We start from the raw sequence: 18,676 nt of genomic DNA, 5'->3' as shown, positions 1-18,676 counted from the left end.
GGGTCGGGAAGCTCATGGGGTGTCCTTTGCTGTGGGCTCTGCGACTGGCTGATGAGGTGGGTTCGACGGGGCCGCCAGCGACCGCACGACGGCGGCGACCAGGCCGGAGGCGGTGGGTTGCTCGGCAACGGACGCGACGGTGAGGCCCAGTGATTCAGCCTCGGCCGCCGTCGAGCGTCCGATCGCGACGAAGCGGCAGCTGCCCAACGGGGCGAGGTCCCCGTGGATGCGCCGGGCTGCGCTGGGGGAAGCGGCGACGACGGCGTCCAGCCGGCCGGCGTCGATTTCCGCCTTCGCCTGCGCCGGGGTCAGCACGGCGGCCGCGTTGTCCTGCGGTGTCGCGGGACCCGGTTCCGCTGGTTGGCCCGCGGCGAGGCTCCGGCCCGGGTCGGCCGGGTAATCCACGGTGCGGTACGCGGTCACGGCCTGGACGAAGGCGCCCCGCGCCTCCAGTCCGCGGCGGAGCCGGGGGTCGGCGATGTCCGCCTGCGGCAGGAACACGCTGCCCTGGTGCAGGGGCCAGACCTCGAGAAGTCCCGCGCCGGACTGCTGCCCCGTGGGCGCCAGGTCGACGGCGACGCCCCGGGATTCGAGGAAACGGCGCGTCGCGGGCCCGATGGCGGCCACGAGGAGGCTGCCTGGCAGCCAGGAGCTGAGCGAGGTGCCGCGCTCGGCTGCCTTGGCCTCGAGCGCCTGGACCGTCGTCACACTGCTGATCACGAGCCAGTTGTAGGCACCGGCGCCCAGAGCATCAAAGGCGACATCGAGGGAGTGCTGGTCGCCGGCCAGCTCAAAGTCGATGAGGGGCAGCAGCAGCGGCTCGGCACCGGCGCCACGCAGCGCCGAGACGAGTTCCCCCGCCCGGTCGGGGCTGCGGGCCACCAGCACGCGGGCGCCGTCGGGCACCCTCATGCCCGGCGGCGCAGCCGGCTGGCCGCCGGGCTGGCTGCCCGGCTGGCTCGGGGCACTGTGCCGTCCCATGACCTGATGGATTCCGTGATCAGGAGGCGGCCAGGTCCGCGATGTCGGCGGCTCCGCGGGCCAGCAGGACTTCGGCCAGCTCGATCCCGAGCAGGGTGGCCCCAACCTCGGTGAGTCCGTCGGTGGCCTTCTTGTCGCGGACGGCGGCGGTTCCGTCGACGGCGCAGACCACGGCTTCAAGGTGCAGCATGCCGCCCTTGCGGTAGGCGTAGGCGCCCACCGGCGCGGCGCAGCCGGCCTCGAGGCGGGCCAGGAGCGCGCGCTCCGCCGTCACGGCCAGGCGTGTGTCCGGATCATCGAGCGCCGCGAGGGCCTGCGCCAGCACGCCCTGCGAGCCTTCGGTGGATCCTGCCTTGCGGGGCGCGTCAGCGCTGCGGCATTCGATCGCGAGCGAACCCTGCCCGGCCGCGGGCAGCATGATGTCGGGTTCGAAGTATTCGCTGACGGCGTCGAGCCGGCCGATCCGGTGCAGGCCGGCGGCCGCGAGCACGACGGCGTCGAGGTCGCAGCTCTTGCCCTCCACCAGGGCGTCGGTGCTGTTGCCCGGCAGCCCGGGAACGCGGCCCAGGCGGGTGTCCACGTTGCCGCGGATGTCCCGGATGTCCAGGTCGGGGCGCGCGGCGCGCAGCTGGGCGGCCCGGCGGGGCGAGCCGGTGCCGACCGTGGCCCCGGTGGGCAGGTCTGCGAGCTTAAGCCCGTCGCGGGCGCAGAGCACGTCCCGGACGTCGACGCGCTTCGGCGTGGCCGCGAGCGCCAGTCCGAGGGCCGCTCCGGTGGGCAGGTCCTTGAGCGAATGGACCGCGACGTCGCAGGTCCCCTGCAGCACGGCATCACGCAGCGCGGCGACGAAGACGCCGGTGCCGCCCATCTGGGACAGCGAGCCGGTGAGGACATCCCCGTCGGTGCGGATATGGACCAGCTCTACCGGGAACCCGCCGACGGCGGCCAGCTGGTCCGCGGTCTGCTGGGTCTGGGTCAGGGCCAGCTGGCTGGCCCTGGTTCCGATCCTGACGGTCATGGGGTGTCCTGGTCCCCCGCCGGAGCGGTTGCGCCGGCGGCGGCCGGCGGGTACGGGTCGTGGCCGGTGCCGACGGTGGTGTCGGCGGCGGAGATGGCCGGCTTCTGGCCGCGGAAGTTCGCGCAGCAGCCCGGACGGCACACGTCGTACCAGGGTCCGAGCTTGGTCAGGTGCGGGCGGTCGGCGATGTTGTTGGCCTTGGTTCGTTCACTGATCAGGTCCACGATGCCGCCGACGAACTTGCGGTGGGTTCCGGGGGTGGGGACCCGGGTTGCGGCCAGGCCCAGCTTTCCGCACGTTTCCAGCGCCTCGGTGTCGAGATCCCAGAGGACCTCCATGTGGTCGCTGACGAAGCCCAGGGGCACGATCACGATTCCCTTGACGCCCTTGCCGGCGAGTTCCTCGATGGCGTCGTTGATGTCGGGCTCGAGCCACGGCACGTGCGGGGCCCCGGAGCGGGACTGGTAGACCAGCGACCAGGGCGCGGTGTCGCCTGTCTCCGCCTCCACCCGGCGGATGACCTGGGTGCCGGTGGCCAGGTGCTGGGCCACGTAGGCGGAGTCTTCCTCGAACTGGCGCGGTTCCCCCTCGGAGTTTCCGGAGGCTGTCGCATCGCGGGTGGGAATGGAGTGTGTCGCGAAGAGAATGTGTACCGGCGCGTCGGGGGTCCCCGCCTGGGCCAGCTGGCGCCGGACGTCGGCGAGGCCGGCGGCGGTTCCTTCGACAAACGGCTCCACGAAGCCGGGGTGGTCAAAGTATTGGCGGACTTTGTCGACTTCGAGCCGTCCGTCCAGGCCGGTCTCCGTCAGTGCCATGCCGATGTCCTCGCGGTACTGGCGGCAGCTGGAGTAACACGAGTAGGCGCTCGTGGTGATCATCAGCACCTTGCGGTGCCCGGCGTCGTAGATCTCCTGCAGGGTCCGCGGGATATACGGATCCCAGTTGCGGTTGCCCCAGAAGATCGGCAGGTCGATGCCGCGGGCCGAGAACTCGGCCTCCATCGCGGCCTTGAGCTCCCGGTTCTGCTGGTTGATCGGGCTGATGCCGCCGTTGGCGCGGTAGTGGTGCGAGACTTCTTCGAGCCGTTCATCCGGGATGCCGCGTCCACGGGTGACGTTGCGCAGGAACGGAATGACGTCATCCTGGCCTTCGGGGCCGCCGAAGGAGGCGAGGAGCACGGCGTCGTAGTCCTTGGGCGCCATCCGGCCCGCTTCGGTGACGGGGTTGACGACGGTGGCCGCCGTGGCGGAGTCCTGGGGATCCAGCGGGCTCATGAAAGGACCTCGGCAATCTCGGCGGCGGTCACCCGGCGGCCGGTGTAGAACGGGATTTCTTCGCGGACATGGTGGCGGGCTTCGGTGGCGCGCAGGTGGCGCATCAGGTCAACGAGGTCCACGAGCTCGGGGGCTTCCAGGCCCAGGATCCATTCCCAGTCGCCCAGGGCGAAGGAGGAAACGGTGTTGGCGATCACCTGGGGGAAGTCCCGGCCCAGCAGGCCGTGGTCGCGCAGCATGGCGCCGCGCTCGGCCTCCGGCAGCAGGTACCACTCGTAGGAACGCACGAACGGGTAGACGCAGAGCCACTCTGCCGGTTCCACGCCGCGGGAGAACGCGGGGGTGTGGTTCTTGGCGAACTCGGCCTCACGGTGCACGCCCATCGCCGACCAGGCAATCTCGGTGCCGGCGAACAGCCGGCTGCGGCGGATGTCCCGGACGGCGCGCTGGAGGGCCTCCGGCTCGGCGCCGTGCAACCAGACCATGATGTCAGCATCGGCCCGCATGGCGGAGACGTCGTAGCTGCCGCGGTGCACCACGCCGGCCTCGGCCAGCTGTGCGGTGAGGGCGTCGAATTCTTGTGCAGCATCGCTGTTGCGGAGGACATCTGCAGAGCGCTTAAAGACCGTCCACAGGGTGAAGAACTGATCTGCTGATTCTTCGCTGGCTGATTCGGCTGCTGGTCCGGTTTTAGTGACAGTTTCGGCAGAAGTGTGGCTCATAAATACCATAGTGCCCCCTCGCCGAAGCTAAGTCGAAACCGCACTGTTCTACAACACGTAGAAGTGATCAAGCTCACACTTCCTGGCGCGGCCGCAGGACGCCGACGCCGGTCAGGCCAGCAGCGCCGTTACCTGCCCGGGCGTGTCGGCGACGATCGCGGCGAGGCCGTTGCCCGAAAGCCAGCCCCCCACGACCGCCAGGGTGCCGTCCGCCGCGCAGATGCTGCGAACCTCGGACACCCGGCGCTTGTGCCCCAGCGAAGCGAAGGGCAGCGCACCGGCCCAGCGCACCACGTCCCAGCCGACGACGTCCCGGGCGGTGACCGGGACGGTGAGCAGGGCCGAGGCGTCCTTGAGGGAAGCCTGGAACAGCGCGTCGTCGGTGCGCGGCCCGGCAGCGCCGCTCGCGCCGTGGGGCGTGTCGCCGCGGCCGTAGGAGAGCCGGAGGACGTGCGTCCCGGGGCCCGCCCGCTCCGCCAGCCAGCCCCATTTGGCGGTCGCGTGGGTCAGGGCCTTGGCCTGGATATCCGGGCTCTGGGGAGCGACGAGGATGCCGGTCCCGCGCGGTGCGGCGTCCAGCTGTGGCAGGTCCACCACGAGGGTGACCAGGCTGACGTCGGGGCCGGAGTCGGGACGGTGGCCGGCAAGTTCGGGCAGGGCGGGCGCGAGCAGCCCGACGGCGGCAGGACCCTCCACGGCGACAACGAGCAGTCCGGCGTCGAACGTGGCGCCTCCCGCGGCAATGCGCCAGCCGTCCGGGGTGCGTTCCACGGCGTCCGCCGGTGTGTTGGCGAGCAGCGTGACGCCGCGCCCGCGCAGATCAGCTAGGAGCGCCGAAACCAGGGTGTGCATGCCCCCGCGCAGGCCCCCGACGGCGGAACCGGCCTTCTGCAGCCCGGCCTGCGGACTGCCGCTTCCGGCCTGCGCTCCCGTGGCCCGCACTCCCCTGCGCTGGGCCGTGACCGCGGCGGCGAGGGAACCGTGCTGCCTGATCCCGGCGCGCAGTCCGGGTGCCACCATGTCGACGTCGAGCACCCCTGGATCGGCCGAGTGGACGCCGCCGACCACGGGCGCCACGAGCCGGTCCAGGACCCGCCGCCCCATCCGTGCGCGGACCAGCGCGGAGACGCTCATGTCCTCGTTCCGGGTGCCGACCGAGGCCGGCAGGAGGGCATCGAGGGAGGCCCGCAGGGAACCGAGCAGGCCGAGGGAACGCCGGACTTCCGGGTCCCAGGGGTTCGCCGGGATGCCGAGCACGCCGGTGCGGGGAAGCTCGCGCGGGCCCCCGGGCAACTGGACCCAGGCGCCGCCCGGGTTGGGTGCCACGATCTCCGCTGCCATGCCCAGTTCCGCGGCGAGGTCAGCCACCGCGGAGGAACGGGTGGCGTAGGACTCGGCGCCGCTGTCCAGGGTCAGTCCGGCAACGACGTGGCTGCCGACGCAGCCGCCCCACGCGCCGGAGGCTTCCAGGATGCTCGTGCGGACGCCCGCCCGGGCCAGGGTACGGGCGGCCAGCAGCCCGGAGATCCCGCCGCCGACCACCACAGCGGTCTTCCCGGAAGCGCCCGTCCCGGGGGCGGCTGCGCCTGCCTCCATCCGTTTACTCCGGGGAGATCGAGTGGATGAGCCCGACGACGCGCGTCAGCACCTCGGGGTCCGTCTCCGGGGGCACGCCGTGGCCGAGGTTCAGCACGTGGCCCGGGGCCGAGGCGCCGGCCGCGATCACGTCGCGGACGTGCGCTTCCAGGACGTCCCACGGCGCGGAGAGCAGGGCCGGGTCGATGTTGCCCTGCAGCGGTACCGTGCCGCCGAGGCGGCGGTTGGCTTCGTCGAGCGGCAGCCGGTAGTCCACGCCCACGACGTCGACGCCGACGTCGCGCATCGCCACCAGGAGTTCCGAGGTGCCGGTGCCGAAGTGGATCAGCGGGGCGCCGAGGTGCCGGACGTGGTCCAGGGCACGGGCCGACGCCGGGGCAACGTAGCGCTCATAGTCGGCCAGGCCCAGGGACCCCGCCCAGGAATCGAAAAGCTGCGCTGCGGAGGCGCCGGCTTCCAGCTGCGCGCGCAGGAACAGGCCGGAGGCGTCGGCGGCCCAGTTCGCAAGGGCGGTCCAGGTCTCCGGGTCTGCGTGCATCATGGTGCGCGGGCCGAGGTGGTCGCGGGAGGGCTTGCCTTCCACCATGTAGGCCGCGAGGGTGAACGGGGCGCCGGCGAAGCCGATCAGCGGGGTGGAGCCCAGCTGGGCCACGGTGAGCCGGACGGCTTCGCGGATCGGCTCCAGCGCCTCCCAGGTCAGCTGCGGCAGCGCCGCAACGTCCGCGGCGGTGCGGACCGGTGTGTCCAGCACGGGCCCGACGCCGGGGACGATGTCCACGCCGACGCCGGCCAGCTTGAGCGGGATGACGATGTCGGAGAAGAAGATGGCCGCGTCAACGTCGTGGCGCCGCACGGGCTGCAGGGTGATCTCGGAGGCGAGTTCGGGGCGCAGGCAGGAGTCCAGCATCGCGACGCCCTCGCGGAGTTTGAGGTATTCGGGCAGCGATCGGCCGGCCTGGCGCATGAACCAGACGGGGCGCCGGGAGGGCTTGCCGCCCCGGTAGGCGGTGATCAGTGGTGAGTCCGCGGTGCGCCCGTCCATGAGCGGGTGTCCCGCGTCGAGGCCGGAGATGTCAGGTGCTGCAGCGCTGGGGGTCATGCCTTCGATTGTGCCCAAAATCGGCCCCAAAAGATAACGACAGCCTGTCACCTGCCCCCGGGCCTGCCCGCACCGTGGCGGGGATCACAGGCCGGGGTGAGCCTTCACACGGGAGATTACGGCCGATCGGTTGTTCTACACGGAAACGAAAAAGCTATGATTGACCTGCTGTGGTTCTATTTTCACTGGTGGCGACCCACGCCGACATCGACCTCGAGACCGTTGCTCAGCTGAGCACCGGCGCTTCCGAGCTCGCCGCATCCGCCCTCGCCGGGTCGCCGGCCGTGGCGGGTGCGATCGTGCTGTCCACGTGCAACCGCTTCGAAATCTATGGCGAGGCACCCCGCCAGGACGACGTCGACGCCGCCCGCGCGGCCCTCATCGCCCAGCTCAGCGGCTCCACCGGGCTCAATGAACAGCTCGTCTCGCGCTCCTTCAACACCCGGACCGGCGCGGACGTCAGCCGGCATCTCTTTGCGGTCAGCTCCGGGCTGGATTCCGCCGTCGTCGGCGAACGTGAGATCGCCGGCCAGGTCCGCCGGGCCCTCATCACCGCCCAGCACGAGGGGACCGCCAGCTCCGGCCTCGTCAGGCTCTTCCAGGCGGCGTCCAAGACCGCCAAGGACGTCGGCGCCCAAACGGCCCTCGGCGCCCGCGGCCTGTCCGTGGTCTCCGTGGCCCTGGACCTCGCCACCGAAATTTCCGAGGACCCTGACTGGTCCACCAAGAAAATCGTCGTCTTCGGCACCGGCGCCTATGCCGGAGCCACGATGTCCCTGCTGCGCGAACGCGGCTGCACGGACGTTTCCGTCTACTCTTCCTCGGGCCGCGCCGCCGGCTTCGTCGCCACCCGCGGGGGCACGGCGCTGGACGGCGGCACCCTGCTCGCCGCCGTCGCCGAGGCGGACGTCATGATCGGCTGCAGCGGCGCGGACACCAGGGTCGAGGCCGCGGAACTGGCAGGGGTCCGGGCGGCGTCGCCCCGGCCGCTGATCGCCATTGACCTGGCCCTCACCCACGATTTCGATCCCGCCGTCGGCGGGCTCGACGGCGTCGAACTGCTGACGCTGGAATCCGTGCGGCTCGCGGCCCCGCAGGAGCAGGCCGAATCGCTGGCCCAGGCCAGCAGCATCGTGGCCGGCGCCGCCAGTGCCTTCGAGCAGGAACGCGAAGCCCGGTCCGTGGACTCGGCCATCGTGGCCCTGCGCCGGCACACCATGGACGTGCTGGATGCCGAGATGGAACGGGTGCGCTCCCGCCACGGCTGCACCGCAGCGGCCGAGGAAGTCGAGTTCGCACTCCGCCGGATGGTCAAGCAGTTGCTGCACGTCCCCACGGTCCGGGCCCGCGAACTCGCCGCCAACGGCCAGCAGGAAAACTATGTTGCGGCCCTCGAGGCGCTGTACGGCATCACGGTCGAGCAGCCCGCGGCGAACGCGGCCGACGCAGAGTGCCCGGTCGAGCACGCCAGCCCTCCCGCCGCCGAGGCCGCGCGGGACACAGCGTAGCGTCCGCCCCCCCCCTTTCGGACGGGCGTTCGACGGCGCCAGCTAGGGGCGGCAGGGCTGGTCCAGGGTCGGGGACATGCCCAGCGCCCTAGAAGTTTTCGTGAGTTCGCCGCGGGTCTCCGCTCGGGGGTCGAGGGGCGGCCGGGTCGGGGACATGTCCCGCGCCCGGGCCCGCACATGAACATATCCCCCATATGCCCTGTCCCGGCCGCGACCAATGAGCATGTCCCCCCGAGGAGCAGCCCGACTCCCCGCCCGCGCCGGAAAAATCAGAACAAGAATGCCCACCGGTCCGGGGACATGCCCAGCGCCCGGGCCCGCACATGGACATATCCCCCATATGCTCTGTCCTGGCCGCGACCAATGAGCATGTCCCCCGGCGCGAAAAGGGCACGTCCCGGCCGCGACCCCGGACGAACTTGCCGAAATGGCCACTAGCGGCCGAAGGCGTTGACGCCCGTCAGCTCGGCGGACAGCGTCCACAACCGGGCGGCATCCGCCCGGTCCACTGCATGCGCATTCACGCCCCGGATCCGCGCCTCCGGCGATCCTTCGAGAGTGGGTTCCGCGATATCGCAGTCCTCGCAGTAAACCCCTCCCATTCCTTCGAGCGCCGGAGACGTCGCCGCCCAGACGGAGGTCGCCGCGCCCTGGGCGGGAGTCTTGAACCGTGAATCGACCTTGCCGTCTTCATCCATCCAGCCCGCGGCGATCATCTCCTCCCTCGGCAGGTGGCGCTGCAGTTCGGTCATAATCCCGCCCGGGTGCACGGCGAAGGCACGCACCCCGGCGTCCCTTCCCAGTGCGTCCAGTTGCACGGCGAACAGCGCATTGGCCGTCTTGGCCTGGCCGTAGGCCGCCCATTTGTTGTATCCGGTCTCGAAGTTGATGTCATCGAATCGGACCGGGGAAATCTTGTGTCCGGTGGAGGACAGCGACACCACCCTCGCCCCGGAGCCGGCAGAGAGTGCTGGCCAGAGCAGGTTGGTGAGCGCAAAATGGCCCAGGTGGTTCGTGGCGAACTGCGATTCCCAGCCCGGCCCCACGCGGCGTTCGGGGCTGGCCATGATCGCTGCGTTGTTGATCAGGATGTCCAGGCTGCGGCCGGTGCCTTCAGGTCCCAGGAAGGCCGCCGCGAACTCCTTGACGCTGGACTGCTCCGCCAGGTCCAGCCCGGCAACACTGACTTCTCCGGCGCCGGTTCCCGCGGGGATTCCGGCTTCCGCGAGGACTTCCAGTGCGTGCTCGGGCCGCCGCGCCGGAACAACCACTGTGGCGCCCGCTGATGCCAGTGCCCGGACGGTTTCCAGGCCCAGTCCGGAGTAGCCGCCGGTGACCATGGCGGTCTTCCCGCGCAGGTCGATCCCGGCAATGACGTCTGCCGCGGTTGAATCGCGGCCGAAGCCGGAGCCGATGTTGTGTTGCGGTGTCAGGCTGGTGCCGTGGGTTGGATTCTCGCTCATATCGCTGCCTTTCCGGGACTGTTTGCTAGGGGGTCAGTTCAGGGGTGGATCAGTGCAGGCCCAGGTCGAGCCCGGCGGTCAGTAGACCGGTTTCCCGGGTTCGACGTCGCGCACCCAGGCGAGGATTCCGCCGTCGAGGTGGCTGACGCGCTTATAGCCGGCCGAGCGCGCGGCGGCGAGCACCGCCGCCGAGCGTGTGCCGGCCTTGCAGTGGAACACGATGTCCACGTCCTGCGGCAGTTCCTGCCACGCGTCACCGGCCAGGATCCGGCCCTGCGGGATCAAGACGGACCCGTCGATGCGGACAATCTCGTATTCCCCGCCCTCCCGGACGTCCACAAGGTGGAACTCTTTGAGCCCAGCATGGCGGGCGGCCAGCATGGTGGCGAGCTGGGTTGGGGTGACGGTGTGTTCGGGGCCCGCCTCGGCGGCGGGCGCGATGCCGCAGAAGGCATCGTAGTCGGTGAGTTCCGTGATGCGTTCCGCCTCCGGGTCGCGGGAAACCTTGATTTCGCGCCACGTCCCGCCGAGGGCATCGAAGAGGGCCACGCGTCCCAGCATTGACCGCCCGACGCCGGTGATCAGCTTGACCGCTTCAGTCACCATGAGCGAGCCGACGGCGGCGCAGAGCATCCCGAACACTCCGCCCTCTCCGCAGGACGGGACGGAACCGGCCGGCGGGGCCTCCGGGTACAGGTCCCGGTAGGTGGGCCCGTACTGTTCCCAGAACACGCTGACCTGGCCGTCGAAACGGAAGATCGAGCCCCAGACGTAGGGCTTGCCAAGGATCGCGGCGGCGTCGTTGACGAGGTAGCGGGTGGCAAAATTGTCGGCGCCGTCGAGGATGAGGTCGTAGCCGGCGAACAGCTCAAGGGCGTTGGAGGCGTCGAGACGGACGTTGTGGAGCCGGACGTCGACTAGCGGGTTGAGGGCGGCGACGGCATCGCGGGCGGACTCGATCTTGGGCCGGCCTACGTCCCCGACACCGTGGATGACCTGGCGCTGGAGGTTGCTCAGCTCCACAGTGTCGTCATCGATGATGCCCAGGGTTCCTACGCCCGCGGCGGCCAGATAGAGCAGCGCGGGCGAGCCGAGCCCGCCGGCGCCGATCACGAGGACCCTGGCGTTCTTGAGCCGACGCTGCCCGATCGCCCCGATCTCGGGGATGATCAGGTGCCGGGAGTAGCGTTCCACCTCTTCCGCGCTGAGGTCCGCCGCCGGTTCCACCAGCGGCCCTGGCAGAGTTCCGGGAAGCTCCGTGGTTGCGGGGCCGGCGTTTGCGGTGAACTTGGTAGCCATACTTCAATCTATGCCCGAAGATGGCGCCAGGTCATATTACCCGCGCGTAAGGTGGTGGTAACAGCGAGGGAAAGTGGGCGGACAGTGGTTCATCAGGCACCGGTTGAGCGGGGTCAGGCCGGAAAGCCGGTGGCCGGGCAGCCACGCAACGGACAGCGGTCGGCGCGTCTGCCCCGTGACGAACGCCGCGCCCAACTGCTGGCCGCCGCCCAGGAAGTGTTCGTGGCCAACGGCTACCACGGCGCCGCGATGGATGAGATCGCCGAGACCGCCCATGTCAGCAAGCCCGTGCTCTACCAGCACTTTCCCTCCAAGCGGGAGCTCTACCTGGCGCTGCTGGACAGCCACCTGAGCAAGCTGATCGAGCTCCTGCTCGGCGCCCTGAACTCAACATCGGATAACGACCACCGCGTCCAGGCCGTCATGCGCGCCTACTTCCGCTTCATCGCCAGCGACGACCAGGCGCACCGCCTCGTGTTCGAATCGGACCTGATCAATGATCCCGACGTCGGCGCCCGGCTGGAAAGTTTCAACAAGACGTTCGCCGACGCCGTCGCCCGCGTCATCGCTGAGGACACCAAGCTCCCCGAGCTCGAAGCCCAGCTGCTGGGGCGGGGACTGGCCGGAATGGCGCAGGTCAGCGCGCGGTACTGGCTGGAAACCGACGGAAACCTCGACCTCGATGTGGCCAGCGACCTGATCTACCGTTTAGCTTGGCGCGGAATCAGCCGCTTCCCCAAAGAGTCCTAGAGTACAAATAGAGTTGACCCTTAGAACTTTGATTGGCTTGGAGGCCTCGCTGTGGAAGTAAAGATCGGCATTCAGAACATCGGCCGCGAAATTGTGTTGGAGTCGTCCCAGGATGCGGACGCCGTGGCCAAGGTTGTGGGCGAGGCGATCTCGAAGGGCACCGAGCTTCGCCTGACGGACGAAAAGGGCCGCCTGATCATTATCCCCGCCAACGTCCTGGGCTACGTCGAAATCGGCGCCGAAGAGCAACGTCGAGTCGGTTTCGGCGCGCTCTAACGTCCCGTCGCCGCTGCGCGGGCGGCGTGGCCGCGCGTCCCAGTCCCCCGATCCGCTAGGAGTCCGAGAAGATGCTTTCCCTCATTGTGGTCGCCCTGGTGGCCACCGCCGCGGGCTTCGTGGTCTGGGCGAATGACAAGCGGCACACAAAGTACGGCATCTATGTGCCTGCCGGCGTGGCCGTCACCGTCGCGATGCTCAGCTGGATCGCCTTCATGGCGGCGGGGCTTGGCTACCGGCCGGGGCTGACCTGGATCCCGTGGATCCTGCCGATGGTGCTGGGGGCCGCGGCGGCACTGGCGGCGGTCTGGTACCTCGGCCGGACCCGCACCGGCCACGACACCGCCCGGCTCACAGCCATCCTGCGGCTCTAGCGGCGCGCAACCTGTTCCGCTGAGCCGGTGTGACCACCGCCCTGCCGGGTGCGTGGTCACGGTTCTTTAAGGCTCCGGCGGCTGCCGTCCCGTCCAGTTCCATCCGGTTCCGGCCGGATACAGCCCCGGCTCCGCCCTGCTCGCCGCCGTCGACGCGCCGGCAAACCGCCCGGACCTAGCCGGGTAGCCCCAGCAGCTTCATCCGGCTCGAATGGTTGGCCGCGAGTTCAGCGGTCAGCCCGCGGACCAGTTCCCGGGACTCTACCGCGTCCGCGCCGGTCACGCCGCCGAGGATCCCGCGCTCGAAGCCCACCCGTTGCGCCTGGGTCAAGGCCTGGGTCAAGGCCTCCCCCAGCAGCCGTCGCGACCACAGTGCCAGCCTGGACGCCAGCCGGGGGTCGTCGGCGAGGGCTTCCTTGAGCAGCTCGCGCAGCACGGCCGTTGCCTCCTCGTCGGACTGGATATGCTCCACGAGTTCCCGCGTCGCGGCGTCGACCTGGCGGGAGACGGCGCGGTAGAAGTCGGCGGAGACGGTGTCGATCACGTAGGCCTTCATCAGCGATTCGAACCAGTCCGCCGGGCGGGTGCGCTCGTGGAAGTGGTCCACCGAGGGCTGGAACGGAAGCATGGCCTCCTCGGGGTCCGCGCCCAGCTCCTCCAGCCGCGCGCGGACCAGCTCAAAGTGCTGGAACTCGATCACGGCGATCCGGCCGAGGACCGCACGGTCATGGAGGGACGGCGAATACCTGGCGTCGGAGGACAGCCGCTCAAAGGCCGACAGCTCCCCGTAGGCCATCACACCGAGCAGATCCAACCGGAATCTGTTGTAACGGGCCGGTTCGGCCGGGGATGCGCTCATGATCCAAGACTAACGGCGCAAATCGAGCTAACCTGATTTTCGTGTCCCATCATCGCCTGACGCCGAGCGTCCACCGGCAGCAAAACCAACTCGCCGCGGCCCTGACCGCGCTGCGCACCACGCTGGAGCTACCGGGTCCTTTCCCCGAGGACGTGATCGGGGAGGCCAAGGACGCCGTGGCCAGCCACGAGCTGCCGGCGCTGGATCTTACTCACATCGAGTTCGTGACCGTCGATCCGGAGTTCTCCACCGACCTGGACCAGGCCCTCTTCATCGACCGCTCCGGCGCGGGCTACAAGGTCTTCTACGCCATCGCCGACGTGCCGTCCTTTGTGGCTCCCGGCGGGGCGCTGGACGCGGAAACCCGCCGGCGCGGCCAGACTTTCTACACCCCCGACGGCCGGATCCCGCTGCACCCGGAGGTCATCAGCGAGGAAGCCGGCAGCCTGCTTGCCGGCCAGCTGTGTGCCGCCTTCGTCTGGGAGTTCGAGCTCGATGCCGCCGCCGAGGTGTCCGCGGTGCTGGTCCGGCGGGCACAGGTCCGCAGCCGGGCCAAACTCAGCTACAAGGGTGTCCAGGCCGAGCTCGACGCCGGCACCGCGTCACCGGTGCTCCAGCTGCTGAGGGAAGTGGGGAAAAAACGGGTGGAGCTGGAGCGGCTCCGCGGCGGAGCCAGCCTGAATATGCCGGAGCAGGAAATCGAACAGCTGCCCGACGGCGGCTACCGGATTGTCGCTGCGCCGCCGCTGCCGGTGGAGGACTGGAACGCCCAGATTTCGCTCATGACGGGGATGGCCGCCGCCGGGATCATGCTGGCGGGCAAGGTGGGGATCCTGCGAACCATGCCGGCCCCGGACGAGAATTCGCTGGCGCATTTCCACCGCCAGACCCGCGCCCTCGGCAAGCCGTGGGACGGCGAGGTGAGCTACGGCGAGTACCTGCGCACCCTAGACCCCACCGACCCGCAGCAACTGGCGATCGTGCATTCGGCCGGCATGTTGTTCCGCGGCGCCGGCTACACACCCTTTGACGGGACCGTTCCGGACGCTGCCGTCCAGTCCGCGATCGGCGCCGCCTACGCCCACTCCACCGCTCCGCTGCGCCGGCTGATCGACCGCTTTGTCCTTGTCATCTGCGAGGCGCTCAGCAACGGCACTGACGTCCCGGACTGGGCGCGGGAGGCCCTTCCCTCGCTGCCGTCGATCATGGCGGCCTCGGACCAGCTGGCCGCAAAGCTGGAGCGCCTATCGCTGGACACGGTCGAGGCGGCGCTGCTGATCAACCACGTCGGCCAGGAACTCGACGCCGTCGTCATCTCCGGCTCCAAACCCGTGAAAAACGCGAAAAGCGGTACGAACGGAAAGAACGGCAAGAACGGGAAGAACGGCACAGGCAACCCCAATGGCAACGGGCCGTCCGGGATTGTCCAAATCGCCGAGCCCGCCGTCACCGCGCGGTGCCCTGGCGAACTGGAGTCCGGCACCCAGGTCCGGGTCCGGGTGGTGTCCTCGGATATCGCGACGCGCGAGGTCCGGCTGGAGCTGGTGGGCTGAGGCCTCGGGTACTTCCAGCCAAGAAATTGTGCCGCGACTGGCCACGGCGGTACGGCCCGTCAGGGTTCCGGGCGGCATACGGCTAGACTGGAAGGGTAGATATGGATGCCCGGTCGTTGATTTCCATGATTTTTGAATTCAACAAGCCCGCCCCTACGCGATCTTGAGACAGACCCGCTGGTCCCCAGTGCCAGCAATTAGATAGCCCGCGATCGGCTTCCACTGGAATTGCCTGCGCGCCCGAGCGTGCTCCGGAACGGCCACCCGGCCGGCCCCGTTGAGCAAGCAGCGCAGCCCAAAATGAATAAGGAAACTCCCCTTGTGAGTGAATTGCACACGCACCAGCTTCTGACCGACGAATCCGGAACGGAAACGATCGAGCCCGAAGAGACCATCATCTCGGACGAAAAGCCGCACGAGATCGCCGAGAAGACCTTCGCCGACTACAACGTCCGCGCCGATATTGTGGAGTCCCTTGCCGACGCCGGCATTACCCACCCCTTCCCGATCCAGTCCATGACCCTCCCGGTCGCCCTGGCCGGGCATGACATCATCGGCCAGGCCAAGACCGGCACCGGCAAGACCCTGGGCTTCGGCATCCCGGCGCTGCAGCGCGTCGTCGGACCGGACGACGCCGGCTATGCCTTGCTTCCCGCTCCGGGCGCCCCGCAGGCCCTCGTCATCGTGCCGACCCGCGAACTGGCCGTCCAGGTCGCCAGCGACCTGCAGAACGCCGCCCGCAAGCGCAACGCCCGCATCACCACGATCTACGGCGGCCGTGCCTACGAGCCGCAGGTCGAGGCGCTGCAGAAGGGTGTCGAAGTTGTCGTGGGTACGCCCGGACGTCTCATCGACCTCTACAAGCAGAAGCACCTTGTCCTGAAGAACGTCAAGATGGTCATCCTGGACGAGGCCGACGAAATGCTGGACCTCGGCTTCCTGCCCGACGTCGAGACCCTCATCGCCGGCACCCCGCCCGTCCGCCAGACGCTGCTGTTCTCCGCCACCATGCCCGGCCCGGTCATCGCCATGGCCCGCCGCTACATGACGCAGCCGACCCACATCCGCGCCGCTGACCCGGACGATGAGGGCCTGACCAAGCGCGACATCCGCCAGCTGATTTACCGTGCCCACAGCATGGACAAAATCGAGGTTGTAGCCCGTATCCTGCAGGCCCGCGGCCGCGGGCGCACCATCATCTTCACCAAGACCAAGCGCACCGCCGCCAAGGTGGCCGAGGAACTGGTGGACCGCGGCTTCGCCGCCGCCGCCATCCACGGCGACCTCGGCCAGGGCGCCCGCGAGCAGGCCCTCCGCGCCTTCCGCAACAACAAGGTGGACGTCCTCGTCGCCACCGATGTCGCCGCCCGCGGCATCGACGTCGACGACGTCACGCACGTCATCAACTACCAGTGCGTTGAAGACGAGAAGATCTACCTGCACCGCGTCGGCCGCACGGGCCGCGCCGGCAACAAGGGCACCGCCGTGACGTTCGTCGACTGGGACGACATGCCCCGCTGGGGCCTGATCAACAAGGCCCTCGGCCTGAGCGTCCCGGAGCCCGTGGAAACCTACTCGTCCTCCCCGCACCTCTTCGAGGAGCTCGACATCCCCGCGGGCACCAAGGGCCGCCTGCCGCGCGACAAGCGCGTGCTGGCCGGCGTCGACGCCGAACTCCTCGAAGACCTGGGCGAGACCGGCAAGAAGAACTCCCCGCGCGGCGGGCAGACCAGCGGCGGCCGCGGCGGACGCGACGCCGGCACCTCCGGCGGCAGCCGTGACGGCAGCCGCACCTCCGGCAGCAACCGTGACGGCAGCCGCACTTCCGGTGGCGGCCGCGACGGCAGCCGCGACACCCGTCGCAGCGGCAGCGCCGGCGCCGGCAGCAAGGACGGCGGACGCTCAGGCGACCGCCGGCGTCGTCCCGCTGAGGCTGACGCGGGCACGGGTCCCGCCGTTGAGGCTCCGGCCAAGGCTGCCGCCAGCGCGCCGACCGAGGTCGACCGCGCCACCCGGGCGCGCCGCCGTACGCGCACCCGCCGCCACAACGGCGAAGTGGTCGCAGGCGAGTCGCAGGCCGGGGCTCCGGCACGCAGCACCGAGGCCTAAACCCCCTCATGACTGACACCGTCTGGGCGCCGGACGGCAGCAATCTGGTGGTACACGCGGACAACGCGGAGTACCTGCCGATGCTGCCGGACGGCGCCTTCACACTCATTTATGTGGACCCGCCGTTCAATACCGGCCGGGTCCAGAAGCGCCAGGAAACCAGGATGGTGCTCAATTCCGGTGGCGAGGGCGACCGGGTCGGGTTCAAGGGCCGCTCCTACGACACCATCAAGGGCGCGCTACACAAGTACGACGACGCGTTCAGCGACTACTGGACCTTCCTGGAGCCGCGGCTCGTCGAAGCCTGGCGGCTGCTCGCCGATGACGGCACCCTGTACCTGCACCTGGACTACCGGGAGGTGCACTACGCCAAGGTGATGCTCGACGCCATCTTCGGCCGCGAGTGCTTCCTGAACGAGATCATCTGGGCCTACGACTACGGCGCCCGTGCCAAGTACCGCTGGCCCACCAAACACGACAACATCCTCGTGTACGTCAAAAACCCCGCGAAGTACCACTTCGACAGCGCCGAAGTGGACCGGGAACCGTACATGGCGCCGGGCCTGGTCACGCCGGCCAAACGCGAACTCGGCAAGCTGCCCACGGACGTCTGGTGGCACACCATCGTCTCCCCCACGGGCAAGGAGAAGACCGGCTACCCGACGCAGAAACCCGAGGGGCTGATCCGCCGCGTGGTGGCGGCCTCCAGCCGGCCCGGGGACTGGTGCCTGGACTTCTTCGCCGGCTCCGGGACGCTCGGCGCCGTCGCAGCCAAGCTCGGGCGCCGGTTCGTGTGCGTGGACCAGAACCAGCCTGCCATCGACGTCATGGCCAAAAGGCTCGCCCCGCACGCCGAGTTCAGCGTCTTCCCGCCCAACTAGCTCGCAGCTAAGGCCGTTTTGACGCGCCAAAACGGCCCCTGCTGCCAGTCAGTTGGGTTGAAGGCGGTCAGCGCACCACGGATGTTCCGGTTCCGAGCTCCTCGATCCGGGCAAAGACCTCCGGCGAGGTCACGTTCTCGCCCAGCAGGTTCGGCTTCCCGGCGCCGTGGTAATCGGAGGAGCCGGTGACCAGCAGCCCGTGCCGCTCCGCTAGTCTGCGCAGGAACACCCTGCCCTCCTCGGGATTGTCCCGGTGGTCGATCTCCAGCCCGGCCAGCCCGGCGTCGATCATTTCCTGGTAGACGCGCTCCCCCACGATCCGGCCGCGGGCCGACGCCACCGGATGCGCGAACACCGGCACCCCGCCCGCCGCACGGACCAGCCCGACGGCGAGCGCCGGGTCCGGCGCGTAGTGCTGCACGAAATACCGCGAACGCGAGGTCAGGATCGAGTCGAAGGCCTCGGTGCGGTCCGCGACCACGCCGGCGGCCACGAGGGCGTCGGCGATGTGCGGCCGGCCCAGCGTGGCGCCGGGGGCCACATGGTGGATGACATCGTCCCAGCTCAGCGGGTAGTCCTCCGCAAGCAGGCTGACCATCCGTTCGGCCCGGGTGAAACGGGCATCCTTCGCCTTCGTGATTTCCTCCAGCAGCCCGGGGTGCGCCGGGTCCTGCAGGTAGCACAGCAGGTGGACGCTGATGCCTTCGCTCGTCCGGCAGGAGATCTCCATGCCCGGAACCAGGGCGACGCCGTGTTCCCGGGCCGCCACGCCCGCTTCGGCCCAGCCGTCGGTGGAGTCGTGGTCGGTCAGGGCAACGACGTCGAGCCCCGCCTCCGCCGCCGAGGCCATCACCGCGCCTGGCGGTTGGGTGCCGTCGGAAACATTCGAGTGGGCGTGCAGGTCTATCCTCACC

Annotated in this window: 17 protein-coding genes; 7 read left to right on the top strand and 10 right to left on the bottom strand. The window is 69.5% G+C overall.

Annotated elements, in window-relative coordinates; all coding sequences use genetic code 11:
- Nucleotides 1–12: 12 nt before the first annotated feature.
- The 6 genes from BJG92_RS15825 to hemE form a co-directional block, all read right to left on the bottom strand.
- Nucleotides 13–981: a uroporphyrinogen-III synthase gene (locus tag BJG92_RS15825; RefSeq protein WP_374199811.1), complete on the bottom strand. Its 969-nt coding sequence runs from the start codon at nt 979–981 to the stop codon at nt 13–15.
- Between the two features lie 19 nt (nt 982–1,000).
- Nucleotides 1,001–1,999 (bottom strand): hydroxymethylbilane synthase, encoded by a 999-nt coding sequence (hemC, locus tag BJG92_RS15820; protein WP_232084941.1) that lies wholly within the window; start codon nt 1,997–1,999, stop codon nt 1,001–1,003.
- Nucleotides 1,996–3,273 (bottom strand): ferrochelatase, encoded by a 1,278-nt coding sequence (locus tag BJG92_RS15815; RefSeq protein ID WP_232084940.1) that lies wholly within the window; start codon nt 3,271–3,273, stop codon nt 1,996–1,998. The genes hemC and BJG92_RS15815 overlap by 4 nt, the downstream gene beginning before the upstream one ends.
- Nucleotides 3,270–3,995 (bottom strand): hydrogen peroxide-dependent heme synthase, encoded by a 726-nt coding sequence (gene hemQ / locus BJG92_RS15810; protein ID WP_232084939.1) that lies wholly within the window; start codon nt 3,993–3,995, stop codon nt 3,270–3,272. The genes BJG92_RS15815 and hemQ overlap by 4 nt, the downstream gene beginning before the upstream one ends.
- Before the next feature lie 111 nt (nt 3,996–4,106).
- A complete protein-coding gene (gene hemG, locus BJG92_RS15805; protein ID WP_232084938.1) occupies nt 4,107–5,591 on the bottom strand; it encodes a protoporphyrinogen oxidase in 1,485 nt (494 codons plus the stop codon).
- A gap of 4 nt (nt 5,592–5,595) precedes the next feature.
- Nucleotides 5,596–6,690, bottom strand: a complete 1,095-nt coding sequence (hemE, locus tag BJG92_RS15800) for a uroporphyrinogen decarboxylase (protein WP_232084937.1) — start codon at nt 6,688–6,690, stop codon at nt 5,596–5,598.
- A gap of 170 nt (nt 6,691–6,860) precedes the next feature.
- Between hemE and BJG92_RS15795 the strand changes: the two genes are divergently transcribed.
- Entirely contained in the window at nt 6,861–8,198 is a 1,338-nt protein-coding gene (locus BJG92_RS15795; RefSeq protein WP_232084936.1) for a glutamyl-tRNA reductase, read from the top strand.
- A gap of 434 nt (nt 8,199–8,632) precedes the next feature.
- Here the strand turns inward: BJG92_RS15795 and BJG92_RS15790 are convergent, their stop codons facing one another.
- Entirely contained in the window at nt 8,633–9,661 is a 1,029-nt protein-coding gene (locus BJG92_RS15790) for an SDR family NAD(P)-dependent oxidoreductase (RefSeq protein WP_232084935.1), read from the bottom strand.
- A 78-nt stretch (nt 9,662–9,739) separates the two neighbouring features.
- A complete protein-coding gene (gene moeB / locus BJG92_RS15785; RefSeq protein ID WP_232084934.1) occupies nt 9,740–10,960 on the bottom strand; it encodes a molybdopterin-synthase adenylyltransferase MoeB in 1,221 nt (406 codons plus the stop codon).
- A 129-nt stretch (nt 10,961–11,089) separates the two neighbouring features.
- Between moeB and BJG92_RS15780 the strand changes: the two genes are divergently transcribed.
- The 3 genes from BJG92_RS15780 (at nt 11,090) to BJG92_RS15770 (ending at nt 12,360) form a co-directional block, all read left to right on the top strand.
- Nucleotides 11,090–11,710, top strand: a complete 621-nt coding sequence (locus tag BJG92_RS15780; RefSeq protein WP_374199810.1) for a TetR/AcrR family transcriptional regulator — start codon at nt 11,090–11,092, stop codon at nt 11,708–11,710.
- Nucleotides 11,711–11,761: 51 nt separating this feature from the next.
- Nucleotides 11,762–11,986: a DUF3107 domain-containing protein gene (locus BJG92_RS15775; RefSeq protein ID WP_232084932.1), complete on the top strand. Its 225-nt coding sequence runs from the start codon at nt 11,762–11,764 to the stop codon at nt 11,984–11,986.
- Between the two features lie 71 nt (nt 11,987–12,057).
- Nucleotides 12,058–12,360: a hypothetical protein gene (locus BJG92_RS15770; RefSeq protein WP_232084931.1), complete on the top strand. Its 303-nt coding sequence runs from the start codon at nt 12,058–12,060 to the stop codon at nt 12,358–12,360.
- A gap of 175 nt (nt 12,361–12,535) precedes the next feature.
- Here the strand turns inward: BJG92_RS15770 and BJG92_RS15765 are convergent, their stop codons facing one another.
- Nucleotides 12,536–13,219 (bottom strand): ferritin-like fold-containing protein, encoded by a 684-nt coding sequence (locus BJG92_RS15765; RefSeq protein WP_232084930.1) that lies wholly within the window; start codon nt 13,217–13,219, stop codon nt 12,536–12,538.
- 41 nt (nt 13,220–13,260) lie between these two features.
- Between BJG92_RS15765 and BJG92_RS15760 the strand changes: the two genes are divergently transcribed.
- The 3 genes from BJG92_RS15760 (at nt 13,261) to BJG92_RS15750 (ending at nt 17,762) form a co-directional block, all read left to right on the top strand.
- Complete coding sequence (locus tag BJG92_RS15760; RefSeq protein ID WP_232084929.1) at nt 13,261–14,772, top strand: RNB domain-containing ribonuclease; 1,512 nt, start codon at nt 13,261–13,263, stop codon at nt 14,770–14,772.
- A 321-nt stretch (nt 14,773–15,093) separates the two neighbouring features.
- Entirely contained in the window at nt 15,094–16,881 is a 1,788-nt protein-coding gene (locus tag BJG92_RS15755) for a DEAD/DEAH box helicase (RefSeq protein ID WP_232084928.1), read from the top strand.
- A gap of 8 nt (nt 16,882–16,889) precedes the next feature.
- Nucleotides 16,890–17,762, top strand: a complete 873-nt coding sequence (locus BJG92_RS15750) for a site-specific DNA-methyltransferase (protein WP_232084927.1) — start codon at nt 16,890–16,892, stop codon at nt 17,760–17,762.
- Nucleotides 17,763–17,829: 67 nt separating this feature from the next.
- Here BJG92_RS15750 and BJG92_RS15745 read toward each other — a convergent pair whose 3' ends face one another.
- Nucleotides 17,830–18,675, bottom strand: coding sequence for a PHP domain-containing protein (locus tag BJG92_RS15745; protein ID WP_232084926.1), 846 nt, complete (start codon nt 18,673–18,675; stop codon nt 17,830–17,832).
- Nucleotide 18,676: the final 1 nt, after the last annotated feature.

The sequence above is a fragment of the Arthrobacter sp. SO5 genome, from assembly GCF_020532805.1.
GTDB lineage: Bacteria > Actinomycetota > Actinomycetes > Actinomycetales > Micrococcaceae > Arthrobacter.
This window is presented reverse-complemented; position numbering and strand designations above follow the sequence as displayed.

Coding starts and splice junctions, on each gene's coding strand:
- BJG92_RS15770 (WP_232084931.1), top strand. CDS start 12,058: ATGCTTTCCCTCATTGTGGTCGCCCTGGTGGCCACCGCCGCGGGCTTC.
- BJG92_RS15750 (WP_232084927.1), top strand. CDS start 16,890: ATGACTGACACCGTCTGGGCGCCGGACGGCAGCAATCTGGTGGTACAC.
- hemE (WP_232084937.1), bottom strand. CDS start 6,690: ATGACCCCCAGCGCTGCAGCACCTGACATCTCCGGCCTCGACGCGGGA.
- hemQ (WP_232084939.1), bottom strand. CDS start 3,995: ATGAGCCACACTTCTGCCGAAACTGTCACTAAAACCGGACCAGCAGCC.
- BJG92_RS15790 (WP_232084935.1), bottom strand. CDS start 9,661: ATGAGCGAGAATCCAACCCACGGCACCAGCCTGACACCGCAACACAAC.
- hemG (WP_232084938.1), bottom strand. CDS start 5,591: ATGGAGGCAGGCGCAGCCGCCCCCGGGACGGGCGCTTCCGGGAAGACC.
- BJG92_RS15825 (WP_374199811.1), bottom strand. CDS start 981: ATGGGACGGCACAGTGCCCCGAGCCAGCCGGGCAGCCAGCCCGGCGGC.
- hemC (WP_232084941.1), bottom strand. CDS start 1,999: ATGACCGTCAGGATCGGAACCAGGGCCAGCCAGCTGGCCCTGACCCAG.
- BJG92_RS15815 (WP_232084940.1), bottom strand. CDS start 3,273: ATGAGCCCGCTGGATCCCCAGGACTCCGCCACGGCGGCCACCGTCGTC.
- BJG92_RS15765 (WP_232084930.1), bottom strand. CDS start 13,219: ATGAGCGCATCCCCGGCCGAACCGGCCCGTTACAACAGATTCCGGTTG.
- moeB (WP_232084934.1), bottom strand. CDS start 10,960: ATGGCTACCAAGTTCACCGCAAACGCCGGCCCCGCAACCACGGAGCTT.